The sequence below is a fragment of the Pedobacter sp. 01T416_2 genome, assembly GCF_056398925.1.
In genome coordinates this window covers 1-3480 of the sequence record NZ_JBFTQI010000642.1, presented here as the reverse complement: position 1 = coordinate 3480, position 3480 = coordinate 1, and the positions used below count along the sequence as shown (strand labels likewise).

2 protein-coding genes are annotated in these 3480 nt (G+C 42.4%); both read left to right on the top strand.

Going from position 1 to position 3480, the window contains the following annotated elements; all coding sequences use genetic code 11:
• A partial coding sequence (locus tag AC1DPQ_RS21665; protein ID WP_477610841.1) for an efflux RND transporter periplasmic adaptor subunit occupies positions 1-403 on the top strand: 403 nt, incomplete at its 5' end.
• 23 nt (positions 404-426) lie between these two features.
• A partial coding sequence (locus AC1DPQ_RS21660) for an efflux RND transporter permease subunit (RefSeq protein WP_477610840.1) occupies positions 427-3480 on the top strand: 3054 nt, incomplete at its 3' end.

Below are 3480 nucleotides of genomic sequence, written 5' to 3'. Positions count from 1 at the left end.
CCCGATTAAAGGCAAGATCGATATGATTGATGGTCAGTTTGATAAAAACACGGGTGCCATCACGTTAAGGGCAAGTTTCCCTAATGCAAGTGGCGTTCTTCGCTCAGGTAATACCGGTAAGATCCGTTTAGGTTTGCAGCACGATAATGCCATTCTGGTACCGCAGTCATCAACGGTAGAAATGCAGGATAAAGTATTTGTATTTACCGTAGGCGACAGCAGTAAGGTGAAAAAACAATCCATTACCATTGTTGGTAAAGCTGGCGAAAATTACCTGGTTAAAGACGGGGTAAAAGTTGGCGACCAGATTGTGTTAAGCGGGGTTGATAAACTACAGGAGGGCATGGTGATCCAGCCTCAAAAAGCAGCAGATAAAGTAGCTGTTGCAAAAACAAAAAATTAATAAGACCTAAAATCTAAAAAGTCATGTTTCAGAAATTTATAGACAGGCCTGTACTTTCGACTGTTATTTCCATCTTATTGGTAATAGTTGGTATACTTGGCTTAACAAAGTTGCCCTTAGAGCGCTTTCCAAATATCGCACCTCCGTCGGTATTGGTAACTGCTGTATATCCTGGGGCCAATGCCGAAACGATTTTACGTTCGGTAACTCCATCGTTGGAGGAAGCAATTAATGGTGTAGAGAACATGACATACATGACCTCGAGCGCCAGTAACGACGGTACTTTGGCCATTACAGTTTACTTTCAACAGGGTACGAACCCCGATCAGGCAGCTGTTAATGTGCAAAACCGGGTTTCGCAGGCCACAAGCCAGTTACCTGCAGAGGTTGTACAATATGGTATAACCACTACCAAACAGCAAAATAGCTTTATTGGCGCTATCGGTGTTTACTCAGAAGATCCAAAAAAATACGACGCCGTTTTTGTAAATAACTATGCGCAGATCAATATCATTCCCGAACTTAAACGTATCCCGGGTGTAGGTTCTGCCAGTGTATTTGGTGGTATTAAAGATTATTCAATGCGTATTTGGTTAAACCCAAGTCAATTGGCGACTTACAAAATTACACCCAATGAAGTCATCACAGCCATTCAGGACAAAAACCTTGAAGCAGCACCAGGTAGGTTTGGAGAAAGAAGTAGTGAGGCGTTTGAATATATCATTAAATATAAAGGTAAGCTTACCAAGCCTGAAGAATATCAAAATATAGCGATCCGCTCTAATTCTGATGGTTCTATATTACGCTTAAAAGATGTGGCCCGAGTAGAATTGGGTGCTTATAGTTATGGTAGTGTAAACCGTTTAAACGGGCACGATGGTATTACCATTGGTATAATTCAATTATCAGGATCGAATGCCAACGAAATCCAGATTGCCATTGATAAACTGATGGCAAAACTATCGAAAGATTTTCCTGCAGGTATTAAATTCAATCAGTTTTACCGTACCAAAACCGATCTTGATGAATCCATCAATCAGGTAGAACATACTTTGATAGAAGCCTTTTTACTGGTATTTATCGTTGTATTTATCTTCCTTCAGGATTTTAGGTCTACTTTAATCCCGGCTATAGCGGTTCCGGTTGCGATTATCGGTACCTTCTTTTTCATGCAGTTGTTCGGCTTCTCTGTTAACCTTTTAACCCTGTTCGCGCTTGTACTGGCCATAGGTATTGTGGTAGATGATGCGATTGTGGTGGTAGAAGCGGTGCATGCCAAAATGGAAGAAAACCCTTCGCTTAGCCCGAGGGCGGCAACTACCGAGGCAATGAATGAAATTACCGGGGCCATTATATCGATTACATTGGTCATGGCGGCGGTATTTTTACCAGTTGGTTTTATGACCGGCTCAACAGGTATTTTCTACAAACAGTTCGCTTTAACCATGGCTATCGCCATCATTATCTCAGCTGTTAACGCCTTAACCTTAAGTCCTGCGCTGGCGGCCTTATTTTTAAAGAACAAACATGCTGAAGGTGGTCATAACGCGCCTAAAAAAGGTTTTGTAGAAAAGTTTTATGCAGGCTTTAACGGTGGTTTCAATTATATGACCAACCGATATGTTGGTGGCTTAAAAGTGCTTATCCGTAACAAATGGATCAGTATGGGCGGGCTTGCCTTAATCGTTTTGGTTACCATTTTTCTGGTAGGCAGAACAAAAACAGGCTTTATCCCGACAGAGGATCAGGGTTTTGTGGCTATCGCTGTTGCCAGTCCATCGGGAACATCATTGGCCAACACCAATAAAATATTAAAACAGGCCGAAGCAGAGTTGAGGGCGATGCCATCAGCAAGATTTGTGATGTCGTTGGCTGGTTATAACTTTTTAACTGCATCCAACAGTCCTTCAGCTGGTCAGATTTTCTTATTGTTAAAACCAAACGACGAAAGAGGGGCGGTAAAAAATATCGATGAGATACAAAATATCGTAAGGGCTAAAATGGCAGCCATATCTGCCGGTACCTTCTTTGTATTCAGTTTCCCTACGGTTCCGGGTTTTAGTAATGTGGAGGCCATGAACGTGATGTTACAGGATAAAACGAACGGCAGACTGGATAAATTTAGTGGCGTAGCGAATAACTTTATCGGAAAGTTAATGGCGAAACCGGCTATTGCTTATGCTTTTACTTCTTATAAAGCAGATTATCCGCAGTTACAATTAGATGTTAACGATGAAAAGGCCGATCAGTTGGGCGTAAGCAAAAAAGATATCCTACAAACGATGCAGACTTATTTTGGTACTGCGCAGGCATCAGATTTTAACCGATTTGGTAAATACTACCGTGTAGTGGTTCAGGCTGATGTTGCCGACAGAACCGACCCCGCAAGTATCGATCGTGTGTTTGTTAAAAACAAGGCAGGAGAAAGCGTGCCAATCAGTACCCTGGTTAAATTAACCCGTGTATATGGTTCAGAAACAGCTTCTCGTTATAACCTGTTTAACTCTATAGAGGTAAATGCGATCCCTAAACCAGGCTTCAGTTCTGGTGATGCGATTAAAGCGATAGAAGAAACCGCCAGAGAACAATTGCCAACAGGTTATGCTTATGAATTCTCCGGACAAACACGTGAGGAAATTTCTTCAGGCGGACAGTCGACAGTGATATTCCTACTTTGTTTGGTGTTTGTTTACTTCTTATTATCAGCACAGTATGAGAGTTACATCCTGCCATTGGCGGTAATCTTATCTATCCCTACAGGTGTATTCGGTGTGTTTGTGGTATTGGGCTTAACCGGTATCGAAAATAACATTTATGTACAGGTAGCACTGATTATGCTTATCGGTTTGCTGGCTAAAAACGCCATTCTGATTGTGGAGTTTGCCGTGCAGCGACGAAAGGCGGGACTCAGTTTGGTTGATTCGGCTATAGAAGCAGCGCGATTGAGGATCAGACCGATTATTATGACATCACTTGCCTTTGTGTTTGGTTTGTTCCCGATGAGCATTGCAACAGGTCCATCGGCACAAGGTAACCACTCCATCAGTATCGGTGCAGCAGGTGGTATGGTATCGGGT